Here is a 21,989-nt window from a genome sequence, read left to right as displayed (position 1 = left end):
CTGGCTGGACGGCGGCTCTCCGGACGCCGACCGGCCTCATGGGATCGAAGGAAAGCACGGCCGGGGAGAGGTGCTATTCGGTGCAGAGCGCGAAGCCGTCTGCCTCGAGCTCGCATCTCGAGCCTGGCGCGCAGACAAACGTCTCGATGCCGCGTGCCGCGCTGCACTGCACGACGGCGGGTCGCCCATCGATCACGTCGCACATCCCCAGCTCGGGGATGCCCGTGCAGTCGACCGCCGTGGCGTTCGGCGCGAACCAGCAGCGGGGGCGCGAGCCCGGCCCCTCGGTGCACGCGTCGGGCGCCGCGGCCGCCTCCACCTCGGGGCTGAACGTCAGCACCTGCTCGTACGGCGGGATGAGGCCGGGAATGGCGGTGCCGCGGAACCTGATCCCGCAGAGCGCCCCCTGGAGCATGGTGTCGACCCGGCACTGCAGGGGCGGGTTGTTCTCGTTCGTCACCATCACCTCGCCGGCGTGGGGCGTGCTCAGCTCGGGGACAGGACGGGAGTCGCCCGGCCTCCGCGCCCAGCGACCGAAGCCCTCGGCGACAGCGGCGATCCGGTAGCACAGGTCCTGCGCGCCGACGTCCTCCCACGCCGCGTCGCAGCGCGCCTTCGCGTACTCGGTCACCCGCTCACGGAACAGGGCGTTCACATCGCGCTCGGTGGACCAGAGGCGCGGGAGACATTCCTTGGTCGCGAAGTAATCCGCCTGGCCTTCCGCGCTGCTCACCGTCCCGTACTGCCCCGTCGCCAGCCCTTCGACCTGCCTGTACTGAGGAGGCGATCGCTTGAAGGGGAACCCCCCGAGCGCATGGCCGATCTCGTGGCACGCGATGAACGAGGCGACGTCGGGCGGCGTCACGCCCTCCTTGCGGAAGTCGAGGCCCAGGTGGATGTACCAGGTGCGATCGGCCGTGATCTCCATCCTTGTGTCGGTCACGACCCCCACGGTCACCGCGAAGCGGGCCCGGTGATCCCGCAGGTGGTCCCGGTAGGCGTCCACCGCCCGGTTCGCGAGGTCGAACGCCTGCTCCGTCGTGACATCGCCCGCGTCGGGGCCCGATTCGACCCTGGAGGCCGCGCGGACCTTCTTGACGATCACCGTCGGGTGATCGGTCGACTGCCACGCTGCGCCGCCGACGTCGCCCGAGCCGGTCAGGACGCACATCGCATAGAGCCCTTCCTCCGCGGGCACAGGGAGCTTCGCGAGCCGGTCGTCCTCGATCGCGATCGGGTCGGAGTAGCCGTCGGCGGAGCGGCAGTCGACGCTCGCTGCCGGGCCGACCTTGTAGCGGTAGTGCGTATCCGACGCCGAGGAGAAGCGGACGTCCCAGCCGCTCGGCTCGGGCGGCTCGCCGAGCGTCGGCGTGGCGACGCGCGACGGCGCCTTGCTCAAGGAAGCATGGCCCCCCGGATCGAGCGCGCAGCCGGCGGCCGTTAGGTCGAAGCGGCCGCCGGCGTCGAAGCACGCGGCGATCGCCGTGGCATCCGCGACGTAGCTGGCGCCCTCGACGCCGCGCTCGGGCCTGCCGTCGCCGACCTCGCACGGGTAGTCCACATAGCAGGGCTCCGGCGGCTCGGCCGTCCTGAAATGCGTGTTGAAGACCCCGAACACCCTCCCGCGCCTGTCGAGCGCCGGGCCGCCTGCGGCGCCGGGGCCCATTCCCTGGCAGTCGTTCACGTGCATGTCGACCCAGTGCCACTGGTGCTCGATCACGTCGGGTCTCCTGCCGCCCTCCGCGCAGCGGGCGCGGCGCACGTACTCCTCCAGGTACTCGCCCCCGTCGTGTTCCACCGGCACCACGGCGAGCTCGATGGGCTCTCCCGCGGCCGGGGGCGCGTCGGCCAGCGGGAGCGGCTCGATGCCGAGCGCCTGGAGCTCACCGATCGTGCGATCGAGCTCGACAAGCGCCAGGTTGGCTCCCCTCATCGTGACATATGCGATCCGGGTCCCCATCGCCTGGACCAGCTCGTCATCGGGCGTATCGTGGAAATAGTTGAACGTGAAGACCAGGGTGCCCTCGGGGTCTTCGTCGACGCCCACGCCGAAATACATCGACGTCTCGAAAGGATACTTGACGCAGTGACCTGCGGTGAGCGCGTAGGCGGGCGCGTCGACGTTGTCGCCGGTCTTGATGAGGGAAGCGGTGCAATGGCGGTACATCGAACCGACGGCGCGGAGGTGGGCGTTCTTCGGGTCCTGGCCGGAGACAAGCTCCGGCGTCCGGAGCGGCCCCACCGCTGCCGGGTGCGGCTCCTCCAGGGGCGGCCTCGTCGGGATCAGGTGCGGCTCTGCCGACGTCGCGGGGGGCGGGTCCGCGCCGTCGGGGGCCGGCGGATCCATGAGATCCGCGCAAGCAACGAAGGTCAATGCGGCCGCGCTGACGAGCGACGCCGTCGCCGCGCCGCGCCGTCGATGCCTCCTGATGCCCTGGTTCGTGTGCATGTGCAGAATTTTGTCGGGAGTTGGATGGCCGCCCAGCAGCCCCCAGGGAGGCGCGCCTCGACCCGGAGCACACAGGTGACCGCTCGCCGCCCGGACCAGGACAGCACACAGCGCTTGATGCCGCCATGGGGCGCGCCCCTTCGGACTATTTACCGTGGGGTCCCCGGCCCGACCGCCGGTTGGCCAGGGTGCGGTCGTGCAACGTTGAATGCGCCGAGGTGTGACATTTGCCACCGGGATGGAATCGTCGAGCGCGTCCTGCGGCTGGATGCGCGTTGGCCCGCACCGTCGCGAGCGACGTTCCGGACATGGCGTCGCGGGCCACCGGCAACGCCCGGACTCGGCTGGTCGTCCAGACGCGCTGTGATAGCACTTAGGCCAACGGGCCCCGGGCGCCCGCGGGCCGTCCGCTGGGAACAGCGACTCGGTCGACCCTGCCACGGGGCGAGGGGTGTCAAAATGGCTGTAGATTATTCGATCCTCTTCGGGCTCGGGACGCTCGGTTGCGGCGCCGGCATGGCCTGGCTCGCAGCCCGGACGGCCTCGTTGAAAGGACAGCTGCGCGAGGCCGCCCGGAACGCAGAGTCGCTCCGCCAGGCCAACACGCAGCTCGAGCAGGCGCGATCCGAGCGCGCCCAGGACCGAGAGGCGCTCGACCGCGCCCGGAGCGAGGAGCGACAGAAGGTCGAGTGGCTCGACGCGCAGCAACGAGAGATCGAGTGGTTGCGGAGGGAGCTGGACGCCCGGCCCAAGGTCACGCAGAAGCGGTACAAGATCCTGACGCTCGGCATCAAAGGGACCGGGAAGACATCGCTCACGTTGAAGTGGGCCAACCCCCTCGTCGACCTCGGCAAGCTGCAGGGGACGAAGATCGAGCGTTACGAGCGGACCGTGAGCCACGTGTCCACCAAGGAAGAGCTGACCGAGCATGTCTTCGAGATCGGCGACTGGGGCGGAGAGCACCTCGTCGAGGCCCAGCACGAGCTCGTCGTGGAAGAGGTCCACGGCCTCCTCCTGGTTGTCGATCTCGCGATCAAGGACGGAAGGCAGGTGGATCCGGCGCGGATCGAGGATCAGATCCGGGAGTTTCAGCCGCAGTCGCTGCGCTACTTCTTCGGCTCCAAGACGCTGACCGCGTGCAAGGCGGTGGTCCTGTTCATCAACAAGTCGGACGTCCTCTCCGGGACGCCGGCCGAGATCGAGCAGGAGGCGCACAGGCACTACCAGCCGCTGATCAGCGCGCTCGAGCGGCTCAAGAACCACGTCGACACGCGGGTGCTCGTGGGCTCGGCGAGCTACGGCCACAGCACGCATCACCTGTTCTCGCACTTCGTCGAGCGCATCCTGCCGAAGCACGCCTACGACGGTCAGCTCCTCCAGCGCATCAAGCAGGATGTCGTCGCGCCGGCGGCCGTCTCCCAGACAGCGCGGCTCTCGGCGCCACAGGTCGGATCCCATGCGCAGAAATGAAACCAGCGCCGCTGGCTACGAGCCGCCGCGGTACCGCGCCGCGGACGACGCGGCGTGGTACCATGTGCTCCACGGGAACGTCCCGGAGCACCAGATCGATCTCATGTACGGCCCGGAGATCCCCCAGGGCCTGCTCACCCCGACGCATTTCAGCCACATGGCGCGGCTGATGAAATACATCGAGCCGCAGACGAACGGCACGCACGCGTTCGCGATCGGCAATCTATCGCGCGACGACACGCAGCACGAGGCAGGTCACGGCGCGATCGCCCTGATCTTCGCGTTCCGGATCGGCGGCGCGACGGATCACGCGGGCAGGGGGCACCCGCCGTTCGCCCACGGCATCGCCGCGATCGATCGCGAGGTGCGCCCGGCGTCGCTGCTCGAAGCGGCGGCCGGGTTCCACCGTCGCATGATGAACGAAGGCGACTCCGACTCTCCCGCGGGCGCCTTCTACCGGGCGTACGTGCGTGCGGTCCTCGAGCATCCGGACGGCGTGTCCCGGGTGCTGGCGCGCTATGTCGAGGCGTTCGACGATCTCCCGCGCTTGCCGCGGAGCGACCTCTCCTTGGCGTGGGCCGCCGATCCGGGCGCGCAGCCGAGGCGGGTGGTCATCGTGCACGGCGACGACGAGCCGTTCGAGGCCGTCGCGGGGGTCGCTTCGAGGCTCGCGGCGGTGCTGTTCCGCTCGAGCATCAAGTGGACGGCGATCACCACCGGTCGAGAGGCCGATATCCCGGGCGGGCTCTCGGTGCGACTCGTGGCCGAGCGCGATGTCACGACGGAGGATCGCCAGGGCCGGCTGCTGCGCATCAAGGAGGTGCCAGAGGACGAGGCGGCGATCGCCCGGACGGTATTCAGCGCGAGGCCGTATGGCGCGGGGCTGGAGAAGCTGAAGCCTGTGGGCTGGCGGGAGCGCTACGCGGCGCAGGGCGCGCAGGCTGCCGGTGCGCCCGAGGGCGCGGCGCGCACGGGCCCGGAAGCCGAGGCGGCGCGGCGCGAGCAGGCCGCGGCCGATGCGACCCGTGCCGGCGGGCGAGCCGAGGCGGCGGAGGGCGGGCGGGCGCAGAAGCCGCCCGTCGTGGAGAGGCCGCCGTGGCGGAGCTGGATCAAGGGGGCGGTCGTCGGCGCGAGCGCGACGCTGGCCGCGGTGGCGTCGGTGCTCGGCGTCCTGTCGGAGCCGGCGCGCGAGGAGGAGAGGAGAGCGGATGTTGCGGCGCCGCCGGCAGCGGTGATGGGGAGCGAGCCGGGAATGGCGGCGCCGGCGCCCTCGCAGGCGAGGATGGCCACGAGCTCACCGGAAGCGCCGCCGGCGGCTGCGCGAGGCACCAGGACGGCGCAGGGCCGGGGGTCGCAGCGAGCTCCGGCGAGGTGGACGCAGCGCAGGACGCCGCCGCCGGCCCCCGCGGAGACCGCGGAGCCGACGGTGTTCGACAGCGCACCTGTGTTCAGATAGGCCGCTGGCGTCGATCGAGGCGCGGGGGAGCGCTGTTACTGCGCGCAGCGCGTGTTCGTATCGAAGCGCCAGCACGCGGCGGCGCCACCGGGCTCGCCGGCCTCGGCGGAAGAGCTCCGTCCATCCAGGCCGCCGAGGCCCGCCCTTCCATGGGGGAACGGGTCGAACGACGGCGCGCGCTCAGGTGCGGCGCCTGCGTAGGCGATGCCGGTCGCATACCCGCCGCGCCCGCCGCCTCCTGGACCGCCAGTACCGCCACGACCGCCGTTCCCTCCAACTCCCGCATAGTCCACATCTGGGTGGCTCGTGCAAACGCCGGCTGCTGCTCCGAGCCCCCCTCGCCCGCCCGGTTGCCCCGCCGCCCCGTTTCCTCCGTCACCCGCGTTCCCGACCTCGACGCTCACCTCGTCCAGGACCAGCAGTGCCCCGAGGCTCACGATTCCGATGCTGGAGCCTCCGGCTTTCCCGCCCATGCCGCCGGCACCGCCGCAGCCGCCCGCGCCTCCTCCCCCGCCGCTCGCGCCGACTCCGATTCTCAAGGTTCCATTTGAATTCGGGCAGACGTCCAGTACGTTGGACCCTCCTCCCCCTCCTCCTCCCTGCCCCGGTGTCCCGATCCCACCGGGAGCACCGTCGCCGCCCAAGGCACCGGCGAGGGTCAGCCTCGCATCCTTGCCGCTGCCGCCGGATTGCCCGGGGCCACCCTGGCCACCGGGGAGGCCGAGGTAACCGTACCCTTCGAGGACAAAGCCCCCCTTGCCAGTCTGCATCCCATCCGAGATCGGCTTGCCGTCCGCACCTGGTGTCCCGGAGCTCAAGCCCGACACCGCCCCAGGCCCGCCCGCGCCACCGCTGGTGTTCACGGTACCGCACATCCTCACTCCGGGGTTGCCCCCCTTCGGGGCATCCCCGCACGCGTTCGCCGCATCCCCCGCCGGCGCGTCCTCCCCGGCCGTCGCCGTGCCCGCCGGCGTCTCGCCGTCTGCGCCGCGCATCGCGTCACCGGCCACGGCGTTGACCTGCCTCAGCGTCGCCGCGATGTTCGCCACGGCAACAGCGATGGACGACCCACCAGGCTCCGTCGCCGCCGCCGCCTTGATCTCGAACCCCTGCACCGTCGCCCCGCCCGCCGCTTCCGTCAACGTCAGCGCGACCTGCCCCCGCGGCCCCTCGATCGTGCTCTTCGTGCCCGGGCTCTCCTTCCACGCCGCCTCGCACGTGTAGTCCCCGCGTACATCGATCCTCGCGCGCAGCGTCGCCGCCTCGGTGAACGGCTCGCCGGCGCACGCGCACACAGTCCGGCGCTCCGTCATGCTCTCCGCGTGGTTGATCGCCTCTTGCAGGCTCGCGTACGGAGCCTCTCTTGTCCCGGTGCCTGGGGACGCGGCGCTCGCCTTCGCGAACACCCCGCACGTGTCCAGCGGATCCGGCGCCCCCGGCCCACAGTGCAAGCACGGCCGTGGCTCCTCGCACGCGGTCGCGAGCAGCGCCACGCCGAGCACGGCGGCGCACCGGAATCGACCAACCTCCTCGAACAGACCATGTCGCATGCTGTCGCTCCTCCATGTCACTCTTCAATCGTCACCATCGCGCGCGCAGCGAGACGCCTGCCCCGGGCGCCAGCGCCACGGGAACGGCCGTCACCGCTGGCCCTCCGCCGGCCCGCGACGATCCGTACAGCGCATAGCCCACCGTCGCCGCGCCGAGCACGCCGGCCGCGATGAAGACGCCGGTCGAGGCATTGCGCAGGCTCACGGCCTCGGTCCGGTGCTCGTCCACCACGAGGCACCGGGTGTAATGGAGCGCCGGAGGTCCGTTCGAATAGCACGAGTCCGCGCCGGGCACCGCGGCGTCGCTGCCTGACCGAGCGCTCCGATCCGCGAAGACCCTCAAGACGACCGCCGTCCCCGCCGCGAGCACCGTGGCCGCGCCGCCCGCTGCGATGAGCGCCGTGCTCGGCCCGGAAGCGCCGTGATCCGGAGCCGCTGGCGGGCGCCGCGGCGCCGCGGGCGAGCGCCGCTGCGGCGCCCCGGGCTGAACCGCCCCCGCCGCGGCGCGCTCAGCGAACCGGAGCTCCACTTCCTGCGACGCTCCGGGCGCCAGCGCCGCCGAGGTCTGCGCCGGGGTCTCGCCCTGGAGCCGCGCCTCCAGCCGCCTCTCCCCCGGCTCGACGTACACCTCCCGCCCGAGCGGCGATGTCCCCACCGGGACGCCGTCGACGAGCACCGTGGCCCCCGCGCGGCTCACGACGACCGTGAGCGTCGCGAGATGCGCCTTGGCCTCGTCGAGCATCTGCCGCCCCAGCGCGCGATCGGGCTCGCTCACGCCCTCGGCCTCGCGCAGGAAGAACGCGATGTGCTCCGCGGCGTCGCGGTGCTTTCCGAGCTTGAGCTCCGCCCGCGCGAGGTTCGCCGCGATCTGGAAATGCCGCTTGAGCCTCCACGCCTCGAGGTACGCCGCGTAAGCGTCCGGCCAGCGCCCCTCCCTGGCCGCCGCCACCCCAACCTTGTAGCTGCTCGCCGCCAGCGCGCCGTCGTCGCGCGGTGCCCCCGGCTCACCGCCGGTCTGCGCCAGCGCCACAGCACCGGCTGTCGCCGCGCAGAAGAACGCGCCCAGCGCCGCTCCGGCCGCACGCCGGACAGAAGTCGTCAAGACACCCGCCATGGTGTACCTCCCGCGCGTCGATGACATGGATTCATGAGGGAGCCCGGGCGGCGATGGATCGCCGCCATCCCCTTCATCTCGCCGCCCCGCCAGCCCCCTGCGGTGCGGCAGGCCCAGGAGGTCCGCCCGACCGCCTCCTCGGGATATCGCCCCTCCTCATCACAACGGGTCCTGGGGGCCGCGCGTTCGCGCTTCCTTGTCGCGACAGAGGATCCGTTCAAATACCTTCTTCCCCGCGCAGGGATCGGCCTTTGGCGGTCTGGCCGCAGGCCGGAGGGGCAAAGGCGGCTTCTCGGCGCTCGTGCCAGCAGGCCGTGCGTCCACACGCGGCTTGGATGATGGCACCGGCGCCGTGGGTTCAGGCCCGAGGCCCGCTCCATCCGCCGACATCGGCGTCGCACCTACCTCGGCGCGCGCCGGACGCGGCGGGACCAGCGCCGCCGCGCTCGGCGCCGACACGGAGGGCGCAGGCCCCGGCTCGCGCGGCTCCGGCGGCCACTGCGGCGGCAGCGCCGGCGCCCCGGAGCCCTCGCGCACAGGCGCCGGCGCCCCGGAGCCCTCGCGCACAGGCACCGGCGCCGCCGGCGCGCCCCGCGCCTCCTCGCGGGACGCACGTCGCCCCGGCAGGACCAGCGCCGCCCCGAGGACCGCGCTCAGGGCAGCCACCGCGGCCGCGGCAGCGACCCGGGGATTCCGTTTCGGACCACCGCCTCGCGTCGGCGGCGCAGGCGCTCCGGGCGGGACGGCCCCGGCAGCGAGGTTCACCTGGGACGAGCTCGTGACAAGCGGCGTCGTCGAGCTCCCAGGATCCCGCCGAGGGCTCGCTGCAGCCCTGTCGCTGTCCGTGGCGCTCGCGGTCCCGTCGGCGCCCGAGCTCCGGGACGAGGGCGGCGTGGAGAGCGGACCTCGCGCGGTGGCCTGCGGCGGCGCCGCCTCCGGCGCTCCGCGCGCGCTCTCTGGCCCGGACGGGGGCGCCCCTCGCGCCGTCGCGATCCGATCCAGCAGCTCGGCCACCTCCGCCGCCGTCCCGAACCGCTCCTCGCGGTTCCGCCGCATGCAGCGGGCGACGATGTCCACGAGCCGCCGGTCCACGCGCCACAGGACCCGCGCCAGCGTCGGGATCTCGCCCGTCAGGATGGCGGCGAAGACCTCGCTCGCGTCCCCACGGAACGGCCGCTCCCCGGTGAGCATCTCGAACAGGACGACGCCGAGCGTCCAGATGTCGGTGCGATGATCGATGTTCCTCTCCGCCCTGACCTGCTCCGGGCTCATGTACAGCGGCGACCCGACCATCCCGCCTGGCATCGTGTGGAGTCCGTCGTTGATCGACAGGTTCTTGGCGACGCCGAAGTCCAGCACCTTGACGACCCACCCGTCCGCGCCGGTCTCCCGGTGCAAGAAGATGTTCGAGGGCTTCAGATCCCGATGAACGATGTGGAGCGCGTGCGCCGCCGCGAGGCCCCTCGCGACGTCCCTGCCGATGCCGGCGCCGATCTCCGGCGCGACCCGGCGCCTGCGTAGCAGCAGGTCGGCCAGCGTCTCGCCCGAGAGCAGCTGCATCACCAGGAACGGCTCGCCAGCGTCCGTCTCGCTCATGTCATAGACATCGACGACGTTCCGGTGCTGGAGCGCTCCGCAGCTCCGCGCCTCCCGCTCGAGGCGGACCCGGAGCTCCGGCTCCGCGCGGATCAGCCGCTTGAGCGCCACCTCGCGCCCCGTGGCGACGTTGATCGCCGACCACACCGAGCCCATGGCGCCCTCGCCGATCTTCGCGACGAGCTTGTACTTGCCATTGATCGTCACACCCGCGCCGGCAGGTGGGTGCGCCTTCAGCGTTGACATAAGCCTCTCTCGCGGCGGAGCCAGCGCGCCATGAACGGACCTCATCGGGTGAGCCGCGCTGAATGTGGGTCAATCCTCGGCGCCGTCGCTCCGCTTCCAGTCGTCCTGCTGTCGATCGCGGTCCGGTCTCACGCTCGCCGCGGAGCAGACACGCCGCGTGCCACGAGCAGGCGTGCAGCGCCATCGCACCTCCGTGGACGTTCAGGGCGCGCCCCGGACCGCGAGCGGCTATACCAGGAGCGCTCATGTCGATCCGCCAGCGCGACTACATCCTCCGCATGATCGAGCAGCTCGCCGAGGCCGTCGGCCGGATCGCCGGGCTCCGGCGCGCCGGCCAGCTCGACGAGGCGGAGCTGCTCGTCCGCACCACCGCCGACGGGCTCCTCGGCCCGATGCGGGACATGCTCGACCGGCTCGACGCCGCGGGCGCGGCCACCCTGCTCGGCGACCACGAGAAGATCGGCGCGTACGCGGCGCTCTGCGCGGAGCAGGCCGAGATCCTCGAGCTCCGGGGGCGGGCCGCGCAGGCGCCCGCGGAGCGCAGGCGCGCGCTCGAGCTCTACCTGGAGGCGGTGAGCCGCGCGCCCGAGGGCAACCCCCGCGCGCAGGAGGGCGCGCGCGCGCTCCTCGGCCGGGTGGACGCCGCGCGCCTGCCGGAGCGGTACCGCGCCCTGGCCGCGAAGCTCGGCTGACGGATTGCCATGACGCCGGCGTGAACCCATGAGACGGGGAGCCCCGTGGAACCGATCACTTCGTCTGTCAGCTTCGCCGCGCTCGGCATCGGCCCTGCGCTCCTCGGCGTGCTCACCGAGCTCGGCTATGAAGAGCCCACCCCCATCCAGCGCGAGGCGATCCCGCACCTGCTGACCGGGCGCGACCTGCTCGGGCAGGCCGCCACCGGCACCGGGAAGACGGCGGCCTTCGCGCTGCCGCTCCTCCAGGGGCTCGAGATCGGAAGCGAGCCGCCCAGCCGCCCCGTGGCCCTCGTGCTCGTGCCCACGCGCGAGCTCGCCATGCAGGTGGCCGAGGCGATGCACCGTTACGGCCGCCGCCTCGGCGTGCAGGTGCTGTCGGTCTACGGCGGCCAGCCGTTCGGGCAGCAGCTCCGCGCGCTGCGCCGCGGGGTGCACGTCGTCGTGGCCACGCCGGGCCGCGCGCTCGACCACATCGGCCGCGGCACGCTGCTGCTCGACGGCATCCGCACGGTCGTGCTCGACGAGGCCGACGAGATGCTCGACATGGGCTTCGCCGAGGCGCTGGAGGCGATCCTCTCGGCCACGCCTGCCGAGCGGCAGACAGTGCTCTTCTCCGCGACGCTGCCCCCGCGCATCGCCGCGATCGCCGGCCGGCACCTCCGCGAGCCGGTGCGGGTCAAGATCGCGGCCGAGAAGGCGGCCCCCGGCGAGCTCCCCCGCGTCCGCCAGACGGCGTACATCGTGCCGCGGGCGCACAAGCCCGCCGCCCTGACGCGGGTGCTCGACATGGAGGACCCGTCGTCGGCGATCATCTTCTGCCGCACCCGCAACGAGGTCGACGAGCTGACCGAGGCGCTGCGCGCGCGCGGCCACGACGCCCAGGCGCTCCACGGCGGCTTCTCGCAGGAGCACCGCGACCGCGTGATGGCCCGCTTCCGCGCCGGCACGGCCGACCTGCTCGTCGCGACCGACGTGGCCGCGCGGGGGCTCGACATCGAGCACGTCTCGCACGTCATCAACTACGACGTCCCCTGCGCCGCCGAGGTGTACGTCCACCGCATCGGCCGCACGGGCCGCGCCGGCCGCGAGGGCGCGGCGATCACGCTGGTGGAGCCGCGCGAGCACTACCTGATCCGCAACGTCGAGCGGCTCACGGGCCAGCGCATCGAGGCCGCCACCCTCCCGACCGTGGCCGACCTGCGCGCCCGGCGCCTCGAGCTGACGCGCGCCTCGCTGCGCGAGGCGCTCCTCGAGGGCGGCGCCGAGCAGTTCCGGGTCGTCGTCGAGCAGCTCGCCGAGGAGTTCGACGTCATGGACATCGCCGCCGCGGCGGTGAAGCTCGCCCACCACGCGACGGAGGGGGAGCGGCAGGAGGACGAGGCGGAGATCCCGTCGTTCCGGCCGCCTCCGCCGGGGCCGGGGCGCGCCTACGACGACCGCGCGCGGCGCGGCCCTCCTGGCGCGCGCGGTCGCCCGGGCGAGGCGCAGGCCCGGCCGCGGCGCGAGGGAGGGGAGGCCGACGGCAACGTCGCGCGGCTCTACATCGGCGCGGGGCGGACCGCCGGGATCCGCCCGGCGGATCTCGTCGGCGCGATCGCGAACGAGGCGTCGCTGAGCTCGCGCGACATCGGCGCGATCCAGATCGCCGACGGCTTCTCCGTGGTGGAGGTCCCGGCCGACGCGGCGGACACCGTCATCGAGGCGCTGCGCGCCACCCGCATCAAGGGCCGCAAGGTCCAGGTCCGCCGCGACCACCACGACGCTCCGGGCGAGGCGCGGGGCGGCGAGGACGAGGCCCGCGGCGGCGCGGGCGAGGCCCGCGGCGGCGGCGGCGCGGACGACGAGGTCAGGCCGCGGCGCAGCGCGGCCGGCGCCCGACCGCGGGTCATCGCGGCCGACGAGGCCAGGCCGCGGAGCAGCGCGGCCGACGAGGCCAGGCCGCGGGTCATCGCGGCCGGAGTTCGTGCGCGCGCCAGCACGGCCGACGAGGCGCGCGGCGGCGCCGCCAAGCCCCGGGTCCGCGGCGCTGCCGTCGAGGCGCGGGACGGCGCGGCCGAGGCCCGCGGCGCGGCGGGCCTGGCTCCCCCGCGGCGTCGTCCCCGGACCTGAGGTCCGCGGCGGAGCGCGCCCGCGCTCGCTCCGCCACGGCGATGAGGCGGCCGGCGGCTCGACAGCCGATCCTGGCTCAGGTCACCCGTCCCCCGCCGCCTGCCCCCGCGCGCCCTCGCGGCCCTCCGGCCCCGGCTGGAGGTCCCAGGCGAGCCCCAGCGCCGCGAGCGCCCGGATGAACAGGAACGCGAGGTCGTGCTGCCCTGGCGCCATCCCGTAGCGGGCGGCGCGCGGGAAGGCGTGGTGGTTGTTGTGCCAGCCCTCGCCGAAGGTCAGGACCGCCACCCAGCCCACGTTGCGGCTCCCGTCGCGGGTGTCGAACGCGCGGCCGCCGAAGCCGGGCGCGTGACAGACGGAGTTCACCAGGTAGGTCGCGTGCATCCAGCCCACGAGCGGCAGGAAGAACACGAACGGCACCGCGCCCCAGCCCAGCGCGAGCCCCGCGAGCAGCACCGCCGCCACCTGCGGCGCGAAGCGCCACCGGAGCAGCCACCGGTAGTACGGATCGCCGGCCAGATCGCGGCAGTACTTCTCCGGATCGCGGGCGTCGGTCGAGCCCTCGTCGATGATCCACCCCATGTGCGCGTACCAGAGCCCGCGCCGCGGCGAGTGCACGTCGCCCTCGCGATCGGTGTGCGCGTGGTGCCGCCGGTGCGTCGCCACCCACGCGATCGGGCTGCCCTGCCCGCTGATCATCGCCACCGACACAAGCGCGTACTCGACCCACCTCGGGCACCGGAACGCGCGGTGCGAGAGCAGCCGGTGCAGGCCGACGATGGTCGAGAGGTGGAGCGCCGCGTACAGCGCGGCCGCGAGGGCGACGGAGCTCGCCCGGATCGGCAGGATCAGCCCGAGGGCCGCCAGCGCGTGCACCAGGGCGAAGTAGGCGATCGCGGCGCCGTTCGCGCGGCCCTTCATCGCAGCCCTCCTCCCCTGCCCCGCCCGCCGCGGCGCCACGTCACGCGGCCACCACGGAGCCGCTCGCCCGCCGCAACCGGATCCGCGCCAGCCCCCGTGGATCCGCCCGGCAGGACGAGGCGTCGATGCGCTGCGGCTCGAGGTCGAGCTCCCGCATCCTCGCCGCGTCCCACGCCTCGATCGGGTCGCGCCCGGCGATGTAGCTGCGCGCGCGGTTGGCGAGCGGCGCGCGCAGGCTCAGCACCTCGGGCGCCGACATCACGACGCACGCCTTGTAGCGGGGCAGATCGCTCGTCATCAGCCGGCTCCACAGGTGGCGGCCCACGCTGGGCAGGCTCCCCAGGGCGCGGCTCAGGCGCTGGAAGTGCTCGATCGTCTCGGAGGGGTGCAGCCTGGTCGGGCGGTGACAGAGGGTGTACCCGTCGAGATCCCGGCTCGTCACCCCGGGCAGGAGCCGGCCCTCGGCCGCCACCTGCGCGAAGAAGGGCGTCTCCGGGTAGGGGCAGACGATCCCGAGGAAGGTCGGGCAGTGATCCCCGAGGTCGTGGAGGTACTCGGGCACCCGCGCGAGGTACTCGTTGGTGTCCCCGTCCGCGCCCACGAGCAGCCCGAAGGAGAGGACGATCCCGCTCGCGGACGCCCCCTGCAGGACCTCGCGCACCTCGCTCAGCTTGTTCTGGCCCTTGTTCATCGCGCTGATCGACTCGGGGTTCAGCGACTCCAGCCCGGTGTAGGCGTAACGGCACCCCGCGCGCCCCATGAGGCGGACAAGCTCCGGATCGCGCAGCACGTTGAAGGTGAGCGCGCAGCCCCAGATCTTCTTGAGCGGCATCAGCGCCTCGCAGAGCTCCCGCAGGTAGCGCGGCGAGCCCCCGAGGTTGTTGTCGAGGAAGGCGAACGAATCTCCGGTCACCCCCGGAATGCGCTGGTTGAAGGTCATCCGTTCGCGGATGTCCCGGATCACGTGATCGACGGGTCGATAGCGGTACTGCTCGTGCCCGGTCAGCACGCAGAAGTTGCACGAGAAGGGGCAGCCGCGCGACGCCTCGATGCCCGGCAGGCGAACGACGTTGTTCCTGTAATCGATGAGATCGTAGCGGTAGGTGGGGATACGGTCGGGCGGCACCGGCGGGAGCGCGTAGACGGGCTGGAGCTCGCGCCGCTGGAAGTCCGCGAGGAGGGCCGGGACGTTCGACTCCGGCTCGCCCGCGATCACCGCGTCGAAGTGCTGGAGCGCGTCCTCGCGGAAGTGGCTCGCGTGCCGGCCGCCGGCCACGGTGGTCATGCCCCGCCGCCGGAACAGCGCGGAGAGCACCTTGGTGTGCTCGTAATAGGCGTGCAGGTACGAGAAGAACACGAGGTCCCAATCGCGATCGAGGGGGATCTCCGCCTCTTTCTCGTTGTAGAGCTCGATCTCGGCGCCGGGCGGGCACAGGGCCGCGATGAGCTCGGGCACCGAGGACTGCATGATCGAGCGCTCCTTGCGGTGAAGGCGGCTCGGGTGCGTGTAGGTCGAGATGATCGCGATGCGCATCGAGGGGGGGCTCCCGGTTCAGTTGAGGCCGACGGCGACGCTCGCGAGGCCCAGGGCGGCGTGCGCAAGGGTCACCCCGACCAGGGTGCGGTGCCGCGCGTAGAGCGCGCCGAAGAGAAGGCCGATGGCGAAGGTGAGGAAGGCGAAGCCGAGCGAGACATGGAGGTGGTAGACGCCGAAGAACGCCGAGGCGAGCGCGAGGTGGACGGCCCGGCCCGAGCGCGGCAGGAAGCGCTCCAGGGAGGTCTGGATCACGCCGCGCGCCACGAACTCCTGGAGCAGGCAGTGGGGCGCGTAGAGGGCGAAGAAGAGCGCTCTCCAGGTCGCGTCGTAACCGGCGATCGATCCCCAGGTGACGAGGGGCTCTCCGCGGGTCCACGCGCCGATCCGCAGCGCGAAGCAGGCGGCCGTGAGGGCGAGCGCGACGACCAGCGACTCCGCGAGGCTGCGGCGCATACCGGTCGTGGTCACGCCCATCCGCGCGAGCGGCAGCGGCTGGCGACGCACGTACCACGCCACGGGGACGAGGAGGACGAGCAGAAGTCCCCAAGAATACGCCATGTGCCGCGCCGGGGGCAGGCCCGGGACCACCGTTTGCTGGACCACGCGCGACATGAGGAGCAGCGCCGCGGCGAGGCCGATGAAGGAGAATATCTCACTGCGGAGATCGGGCGCGGCGGCCCCGCCGGCGGGATCGAGGCTGCGCGCGCGCGCCTCGGGCGCGGTGAGCGCGGGAGCGTTCATGGTCATACCGGCGCTCTGAGCAGTCGACATGCCATGAGACTTCCCGCGAACGGCGCGCGGCGTGGGCGGGAGATCCGCTGCGCGCAAGGGAGCAGGGGGCGGCGCGGATTACCTTTCTCCTGCGGGCTCTTTGCGCGGGGACAGCGCCGATTGAGCGAACACGGCGCAACCCGGACGGAGGTCCCCCCTCTGTCCGTGAGGGCGGTGGAGGCTCCTGGATGCGCCGGCGGCGCTGCCGACGCGGCGGGAGCCCCTGTGGGACTTGCCCACACCCGCGGTCGGCCTGATGTGGGAGCCGCCAGGGACAGGCGAAGGCGCGCCGGGGTGTCCCTGGCGCGTCGCCTCATGTCCCTGGCGGCGGCCTCCGTGTCCCTGACAGGTCGCCTCTCATCCCTGGCAGCGACTTCCGTGTCCCTGGCGACAATCCTGTCGGTCACGCTCGGTCCTGTCACGTGTCCCTGGAGGCAGTATCCGTGTCCCTGGCGACCTTCTCCGTGTCCCTGGCGCGTCGGCTCATGTCCCTGGCGACCTTCTCCGTGTCCCTGGCGACCTTCTCCGTGTCCCTGGCGACCTTCTCCGTGTCCCTGCCCGCAGCGCCGCGCTCTCACGTCCTCCGTCTCCCGTCTCCCGGCCCGCGTCTCCCGTCTTTCGTGCGCGTGCGCGTGCGCGTGCGCGTTCCCGTCCTCGGTGTTCCGCTCTACGTCTCACGGTGACGGGAGAAGGGATGGATCGGGAACGCGCACGCGCACGCGCACGAAAGACGCGCACGGAGACGCGGGCCGGGAGACGGGAGACGGGAGACGCGGGACGGGAGACGGGCACGGACCCCCGGAAGGGTCTCCGAGGCGACGGTGCTAACCAGGATCCTCCTTCGCTCGTCGAATCGGCAGGATCCTGACCCGTGACGTTGTCCCGTCGAGGGTGACAATCGCACCTCGGTCGAGCTCGTCCCTATGCTCGAGGATCGCCGATTGAAGACCAGTGAACGGCCTCTATCCCCTCGCCCCTCAGGAACGATGCCCAGGTCGGCGAGAGGTTCATGTCCACCAGAACCTTCATGATGCCTTCAGCGGGAGCTCGACCTCCTCGGCGCGCCATGCCGCATAGGAGAGCGCCGCCATCACGTCATCCCTCTCGAGGTAGGGATAGAGCTCGAGCACCTTCTCGATCGGGTGCCCCGCAGTCAGCAGCCCCACGATGGTGCCCACCGTCACCTTCATCCCTCGAATGCAGGGCCGGCCCCCCATCACGGCGGGGTCGTGCGTGATCCTTGCCAGCAGCTCCGTCAGCATGCCGGGAAGCTCACCTCAATCGGCGGTGGTCTTCCGCCTCTGGAACTGGGCGAACAGCGCGGCGCGGACCTCGTCGTGCAGCGGCTCGCCCGGGATCCCCTTCAGCGCGTCGATCGTCAGATCCATCTGCCGCAGGTACGTGCGACACCGGTCACACCACGCGAGGTGCTGCGCGCAGCCCGCCTCTTGCTCCGAGGAGAGCGCCCCCTCTCTCCTGTCGGTGATCATCTCCGTCAACTGACAGCACGTGACGACCATGCGCGCTCACCCCCTCGTCAGGTAGCGCTCCAGCGCGGCCCTGAGCTTCGATCGGCCACGGTGCAGGAGCACCCTCTGGTTCGCCTCGCTGATGCCGAGGATCTCGCAGACCTCGTCGGAGGGACACCCCTCCACATCCCGCAACTGGACAACCGCGCGCTGTCCAGGCACCAGGGCCTCGAGCTCCCGCTGGAGCACGGCGCCGATCTCCTTGCGCAGCAAGAGACCCTCCGGGCTCTGCTCCGTCCACGGAGCGGGCGGATTCACCCAGTCGCCCGTGCCGTCGAAGCGGGCCGGATCGACCGCCGGCTCGCTGCCCTGATCCCCGTCCTCCAGCCAGGAGACAGGCACCGTGCGCTTCTCTCGCGTGCCCCACGTCCTGGCGCGGTTCGTCAGGATCCTGAACACCCATGTCTTCAGCGAGGAGCGCCCCTCGAAGCGCACGAGCCCGTCGAAGACCGCCGCCCAGGTCTCCTGGACGATCTCCTGCGCGCCGGCGGGGCCGGCGAGGGTCCGGGCCAGCCGGAGCATGGGCGTGTGGAGCTGGGTCACGAGCCGCTCGAAGGCCTGCTCGTCCCCCGCGAGCAGCCGGCGGACGAGCGCGACGTCGTCCGCGGGCACATCCGAGGAAGCAACGCCGTCCGGCGCGCCCGCGGCGAGCAGCGGGCCTGTGTCGGCCGGCGCGCGCCTCGCCGTCGACGCCAGCGCGGCCGCTGTGCCGTCGGCGCCGGCGCCGGTCGAGCCGTCGTGGGACACGCAGAGCACGGTATCACGCCGCCCGGGGGCGCATCAATCGACGCCGGGGCGGCGCGCCCCGTGGTGGTGGCATGCCCCGTGGTGGAGGGAGGGCAGCGGACGCCGCCCGGGTCACAGCGATCGCAGCACCTCCGCGAGCTCGTTCGGCTTCGTCAGGAAGGGAGCGTGGCCGGCGTCGATCGAGAGGACCTTCTCGCAGGGCGAGGCCGTGTGCTGCTGCTTCTGCTCGGCAGGGCTGATGGCGAGATCCTTGAGCGCCTCGATGTACACCCGGGGGACCCGCCCCCACCGCTCCTCCGTGACGTGAATGGGCTCGGCGAACGGCTTCGCGGGCTCCTCGCGCAGGTGGCTCTCGAGCCGCGCGATGTCGTCCGGAGAGCAGTCCTGGCAGAAGGCGTTCTCCGCCCACCCCTCCTTGAACGAGAGCGAGGTGCCGTCGCTCGACGGGACGGCGTACGCCTTGATCTCCGCCCCGTCATCGTCGGCCCACTCCTCGTTCAGCGACTGACCGTCCTTCATCAGGAACGCTGTCAGATAGACGAGCGTCTTCACCTTGTCGGGCCGCGCCTCGGCCGCCTGGCTCACCACGGTGCCGCCCATGCTGTGGCCGACGAGGACCACCGGGCGCGAGGCGCCGTCGATGGCCTCGACGACGGCATCCGTATAGGCCTGCAGGCTGGCGTCCGCGAGCGGCGTCTGGTCGTCGCCGTGCGCGGGGAGATCGAGGGCGATCACCTCGTTTCCGCCCGCCTCGAGGAGCGGCACCACCTTGTCCCACGCCCAGCCGCCAACGAAGGCGCCGTGGACAAGGACATACGTGTTCCTTTCGGACCCCTGGGCGCCGTCGCCCCCCTCCCCGCCGTCCGCGCCCGCGTCCCCGCAGCCGGGCAGCGCGGACGACACGAGCGCCGCGGCCGAGATCATGGCGCCAAACCGCAGGACACTGCGAAGCAGACCGTTCATGGATGTCTCCTCATCGTCGCCAGGCTCTCCTCGAGCGCGACGTCATCGGTGTTTCTTCGTGCGACGGACACGCGCGCCCTTGCGCCTGGGCGTGTTCCCGGCGCCGCGGCGGCTCATCCCGCTACGAGCACAGTCTCGGAGGGGGCCCGAACGTTACGGCCCGTTCGCGAAATCGTACCGAGGGGGCCGCGGCCTCTCCTCCCGCGCGGCAGCCGGGCCCACCAGGCCCTGCCGGGCACGGCGACGGCGCGCCCGCCGGAGCCTGGTGGCGCTGCGCGTTCTGGGCTAGACGCGTCGCGATGCCCGAGAGCTCCGTGGCCAGTCGAGACGATCTCGTCGCGCGCGACAGGCGCTGCGTCATCCACCCCTACGCTGCCCCCATCTCGAGCGCGCCACTCTTCGCCGTCGAGCGCGCCGAGGGCGTCCGCCTCACGCTGACCGACGGGCGCGAGCTCGTCGACGGCATGTCGTCCTGGTGGGCCGCCATCCACGGCTACGCGCACCCGGCGCTGATGGCGGCCGTCCGCGACCAGCTCGGGCGGATGAGCCACGTCATGTTCGGGGGGCTCACCCACGAGCCCGCGGTCGCGCTGTGCGAGACGCTCGTGGCGATCACCCCCGAGCCGCTGACGCGCGTCTTCCTCGCCGACTCCGGATCCGTGTCGGTCGAGGTGGCCATCAAGCTCGCCCTGCAGTTCTTCCTGGCGCAGGGGCGGCCCGAGAAGCGCCGCCTGATCAGCGTGCTCGGCGGCTACCACGGCGACACGTTCGGCGCGATGGCTGTCACCGATCCCGTGGGCGGCATGCACCACCTCTTCCGCGGCGCGCTCGCGCAGCACCTCTTTGCGCCGGCGCCCGGACCGGCGTTCGACGCGCCCTGGTCGCCGGACGCCGTGGGCAGCATGGCCGCGCTGCTCGAGCAGCACGCGCACGAGGTAGCGGCCGTCATCCTCGAGCCGATCGCGCAGAACGCCGGCGGGATGCGCTTTTACCACCCGCAGTACCTGCGCGAGCTGCGCGCGCTCTGCGACCGTCACGGCGTGCTGCTCATCCTCGACGAGATCGCGACCAACTTCGGCCGCACCGGGGAGCTGTTCGCCTGCCAGCACGCGGGCGTCGCGCCGGACATCATGTGCCTCGGCAAGGCCCTCACCGGCGGCACCATGACCCTGGCCGCCGCGCTCTGCACTGAGCGCGTGGCCGAGACGATCGCCGGCAACGCGCCGGGCGCGTTCATGCACGGCCCGACGTACATGGGCAATCCGCTCGCCTGCAGCGCCGCGCTGGCCAGCATCCGCCTGCTCCTCAACTCGCCGTGGCGCGCGCGCGTCTCGGCCATCGAGGCGCAGCTCCGCCGCGAGCTCGCCCCCTGCCGCGCGCTCGACGCGGTCGCCGACGTCCGCGTGCTCGGCGCCATCGGCGTCGTCGAGCTCAAGCAGCCCGTCGACATGGCGCGCGTGCAGCCGGCGTTCGTCGAGCGCGGCGTGTGGCTGCGGCCGTTCGGGAAGCTGGTCTACACCATGCCGCCGTACATCATCGAGCCAGGAGACCTGTCGCGCATCACCGGGGCGATCGTGAGCGTGGTGTCCGAGCTCTGAGCCGCGCGCGCAGATCCCGACGAAGCCAGCACGGAAGAGGCTCACCACAGACGGCGTCACCAGCTCCGTGCGTCAGGAATCGCGCCAGGAACTAGCCCGCCGGGGCGCGGATCTTCGGCGAGCTACGAGGGCCGTGACCACCGCGGCCGAGCGCGTCGCCGAGCGCCTCGAGGAAGACACGCACGCGCGGGACGGACGCCCGGCGCGCCGGCGTGAGCGCGTGCAGCGGTGGTCCCTCGGTCGCGAACGGCGCCAGCACCTCCACGATGAGCCCCGCTTCGAGCAGCGGAGCGGCCATGAAATCGAGGACTTGCGCCACCCCGATCGCCTGCACCACCGCGTCCATGAGCAGATCGCCTTGATCGAGCACGATGCGCGAGGGCGTCGCAACGTCGACGCCGCCATCGCCCGCACGAAAGCGCCAATCGACGACCTTGCCGCGCAGCACGAACTTGATGCACTCGTGCCGCGCGAGGTCGGCCGGCGAGGTCGGGACCCCCCGGCTCGCGAGGTAGGCAGGCGCGGCGACGGTGATCCAGCGCGGCGTGCGCAGAGCGCGCGCGACGAGGGATGAGCTCTCGAGCGATCCCATGCGCAGCGCGACGTCGATCTCCTCCTGCGCGAGCGGCAGGAGGCGATTCGTGGCGATGAGCCGGATCGCCAGCCGCGGGTAACGCGCCGACAGCCGCGCGACGACCGGCAGGACGCTTCGACCGAGCATCGGCGGTAAGGTCACGCGCAAGGTGCCGTGCGGCTCTCTCTGTGCCCCGGCGACCTGCTCTCGCCCCGCCTTTAGCTGCGCGATGGCCGCACGACAGCGCTCGAGGAACACGGCGCCCTCAGGCGTGAGCGCCACATGGCGCGACGTGCGCTCCAGGAGCACGACCCCGAGCTCGGCCTCCAGCCTGGCCACGGACTTGCTCACGGCGGCGGCCGTGACCCCGAGGCGCGCGGCCGCGGCGCGGAACCCCCCCGCCTCCGCCACGCAGACGAACGGCAGTACGCCGGAGAAGAGGTCCACGCGGCGAGGATAGGTCGTTAACCTGTGGTTGACAATGCTTTGCCCGCGCTCCGGCTGGTCATCCACGCGCGCGCGCGTATCGTGTCCATCGAGGAACGGAGAACGCGCAATCCCATGTACTTCAACGGAAGATCAGCGCTCGCCAGGACGGCGTCCAGGGCCCTGTCGGTCCTGTGGCTGACGTTGCTGTCCGGCTGCGCCGCCTCATCAGGCACGTCAC

General features: G+C 72.4%; 17 protein-coding genes. 5 read left to right on the top strand and 12 right to left on the bottom strand.

Features of this window, described 5'->3' with window-relative positions:
- Nucleotides 1-73 precede the first annotated feature (73 nt).
- Nucleotides 74-2,449 (bottom strand): trypsin-like peptidase domain-containing protein, encoded by a 2,376-nt coding sequence (locus WMF42_RS03890; RefSeq protein ID WP_437690244.1) that lies wholly within the window; start codon nucleotides 2,447-2,449, stop codon nucleotides 74-76.
- Nucleotides 2,450-2,908: 459 nt separating this feature from the next.
- On the opposite strand from WMF42_RS03890, the gene WMF42_RS03885 reads away from it, so the two are divergent.
- A complete protein-coding gene (locus WMF42_RS03885; RefSeq protein WP_061606740.1) occupies nucleotides 2,909-3,919 on the top strand; it encodes a hypothetical protein in 1,011 nt (336 codons plus the stop codon).
- Nucleotides 3,906-5,375, top strand: a complete 1,470-nt coding sequence (locus WMF42_RS03880; RefSeq protein WP_437690242.1) for a hypothetical protein — start codon at nucleotides 3,906-3,908, stop codon at nucleotides 5,373-5,375. Before WMF42_RS03885 ends, WMF42_RS03880 begins: the two co-directional genes overlap by 14 nt.
- A 35-nt stretch (nucleotides 5,376-5,410) precedes the next feature.
- Here the strand turns inward: WMF42_RS03880 and WMF42_RS03875 are convergent, their stop codons facing one another.
- From WMF42_RS03875 to WMF42_RS03865, 3 genes are all read right to left on the bottom strand, one after another.
- Nucleotides 5,411-6,925 carry a hypothetical protein gene (locus tag WMF42_RS03875; protein ID WP_437690240.1) on the bottom strand — a complete coding sequence of 505 codons (1,515 nt, stop codon included), beginning with the start codon at nucleotides 6,923-6,925 and terminating at the stop codon, nucleotides 5,411-5,413.
- A gap of 31 nt (nucleotides 6,926-6,956) precedes the next feature.
- On the bottom strand, nucleotides 6,957-8,027 hold the full coding sequence (locus WMF42_RS03870) for a hypothetical protein (RefSeq protein WP_437690238.1): 1,071 nt from the start codon (nucleotides 8,025-8,027) through the stop codon (nucleotides 6,957-6,959).
- Between the two features lie 171 nt (nucleotides 8,028-8,198).
- Entirely contained in the window at nucleotides 8,199-9,881 is a 1,683-nt protein-coding gene (locus WMF42_RS03865; protein WP_437690236.1) for a protein kinase domain-containing protein, read from the bottom strand.
- A gap of 245 nt (nucleotides 9,882-10,126) precedes the next feature.
- Between WMF42_RS03865 and WMF42_RS03860 the strand changes: the two genes are divergently transcribed.
- Nucleotides 10,127-10,573 (top strand): hypothetical protein, encoded by a 447-nt coding sequence (locus WMF42_RS03860; RefSeq protein ID WP_061612933.1) that lies wholly within the window; start codon nucleotides 10,127-10,129, stop codon nucleotides 10,571-10,573.
- 45 nt (nucleotides 10,574-10,618) lie between these two features.
- Entirely contained in the window at nucleotides 10,619-12,685 is a 2,067-nt protein-coding gene (locus WMF42_RS03855; RefSeq protein ID WP_437690234.1) for a DEAD/DEAH box helicase, read from the top strand.
- Nucleotides 12,686-12,766: 81 nt separating this feature from the next.
- Here the strand turns inward: WMF42_RS03855 and WMF42_RS03850 are convergent, their stop codons facing one another.
- From WMF42_RS03850 to WMF42_RS03820, 7 genes are all read right to left on the bottom strand, one after another.
- The gene (locus WMF42_RS03850; RefSeq protein ID WP_061606310.1) at nucleotides 12,767-13,603 is read right to left on the bottom strand and encodes an acyl-CoA desaturase; all 837 of its coding nucleotides are present in this window, start codon (nucleotides 13,601-13,603) and stop codon (nucleotides 12,767-12,769) included.
- Between the two features lie 40 nt (nucleotides 13,604-13,643).
- Nucleotides 13,644-15,137 (bottom strand): B12-binding domain-containing radical SAM protein, encoded by a 1,494-nt coding sequence (locus WMF42_RS03845; RefSeq protein ID WP_061606309.1) that lies wholly within the window; start codon nucleotides 15,135-15,137, stop codon nucleotides 13,644-13,646.
- Nucleotides 15,138-15,155: 18 nt separating this feature from the next.
- A complete protein-coding gene (locus WMF42_RS03840) occupies nucleotides 15,156-15,887 on the bottom strand; it encodes a CPBP family intramembrane glutamic endopeptidase (protein WP_061606308.1) in 732 nt (243 codons plus the stop codon).
- A gap of 1,049 nt (nucleotides 15,888-16,936) precedes the next feature.
- Nucleotides 16,937-17,173 carry a DUF433 domain-containing protein gene (locus WMF42_RS03835; protein ID WP_437690231.1) on the bottom strand — a complete coding sequence of 79 codons (237 nt, stop codon included), beginning with the start codon at nucleotides 17,171-17,173 and terminating at the stop codon, nucleotides 16,937-16,939.
- Between the two features lie 15 nt (nucleotides 17,174-17,188).
- Nucleotides 17,189-17,431: an anti-sigma factor family protein gene (locus WMF42_RS03830; RefSeq protein ID WP_434045557.1), complete on the bottom strand. Its 243-nt coding sequence runs from the start codon at nucleotides 17,429-17,431 to the stop codon at nucleotides 17,189-17,191.
- 6 nt (nucleotides 17,432-17,437) lie between these two features.
- Nucleotides 17,438-18,196 (bottom strand): RNA polymerase sigma factor, encoded by a 759-nt coding sequence (locus WMF42_RS03825; protein ID WP_437690229.1) that lies wholly within the window; start codon nucleotides 18,194-18,196, stop codon nucleotides 17,438-17,440.
- 102 nt (nucleotides 18,197-18,298) lie between these two features.
- On the bottom strand, nucleotides 18,299-19,150 hold the full coding sequence (locus WMF42_RS03820) for an alpha/beta fold hydrolase (protein WP_437690227.1): 852 nt from the start codon (nucleotides 19,148-19,150) through the stop codon (nucleotides 18,299-18,301).
- A gap of 299 nt (nucleotides 19,151-19,449) precedes the next feature.
- On the opposite strand from WMF42_RS03820, the gene bioA reads away from it, so the two are divergent.
- Complete coding sequence (bioA, locus tag WMF42_RS03815) at nucleotides 19,450-20,748, top strand: adenosylmethionine--8-amino-7-oxononanoate transaminase (RefSeq protein ID WP_437690225.1); 1,299 nt, start codon at nucleotides 19,450-19,452, stop codon at nucleotides 20,746-20,748.
- Nucleotides 20,749-20,839: 91 nt separating this feature from the next.
- On the opposite strand, the gene WMF42_RS03810 is transcribed toward bioA, so the two are convergent.
- Nucleotides 20,840-21,835, bottom strand: a complete 996-nt coding sequence (locus WMF42_RS03810; protein WP_437690223.1) for a LysR substrate-binding domain-containing protein — start codon at nucleotides 21,833-21,835, stop codon at nucleotides 20,840-20,842.
- Nucleotides 21,836-21,989 lie beyond the last annotated feature (154 nt).

Origin of the sequence: Sorangium sp. So ce176, from assembly GCF_051519835.1 — a bacterium.
Lineage (GTDB): Bacteria > Myxococcota_A > Polyangia > Polyangiales > Polyangiaceae > Sorangium > Sorangium cellulosum_G.
This window is presented reverse-complemented; position numbering and strand designations above follow the sequence as displayed.